The sequence below is a fragment of the Streptomyces actuosus genome (assembly GCF_016921115.1).
Lineage (GTDB): Bacteria > Actinomycetota > Actinomycetes > Streptomycetales > Streptomycetaceae > Streptomyces > Streptomyces actuosus_A.
Map to the genome: position 1 here is coordinate 1 of NZ_JAFFZS010000252.1, position 409 is coordinate 409.

Sequence of the window (409 nt, forward strand, 5' to 3'; positions counted from 1 at the left end):
CGCGAGAACCTTTCTTGGTGCCTCATATTGGGATTCCCCATGGACCTGATCCGAACTCTACGCCATGGGGGCAGCCGCCTCCCCCGTCGGGCACTGCCCAACAGCCTTTCCCGGGTTGTTTCCCAAGCTTTGGTACTTCCTTGACAGCCGAGCAACAGAATGCCCTGGAGCGCAGGAAACAAGAGGAGCAATATCTGATGGCCCGACAGAAGGAGCATCTCGCTCAGCAGCAGGCCCTAATGAAGCAGATGCAGGTTCAGGGAGTTCCCCACGGCATAACTCCCCAGCAACTTCAGCATCAATCGAGTGCACAAAGCCTTCACAGCCAGCCGAGCTTTGGAAGCATTACCTCGCCTGTTGGTTTCCAGCCATCACCCATCCAAGCTCCTATGCAGCAACAGGCCCATAA

At 56.5% G+C, this 409-nt stretch carries 1 protein-coding gene; it reads left to right on the plus strand.

What is annotated here, in order from left to right:
• Nucleotides 1-140: 140 nt before the first annotated feature.
• Nucleotides 141-409 (plus strand): hypothetical protein (locus tag JS756_RS39160; RefSeq protein WP_205387514.1); only part of this gene is annotated, 269 nt, incomplete at its 3' end.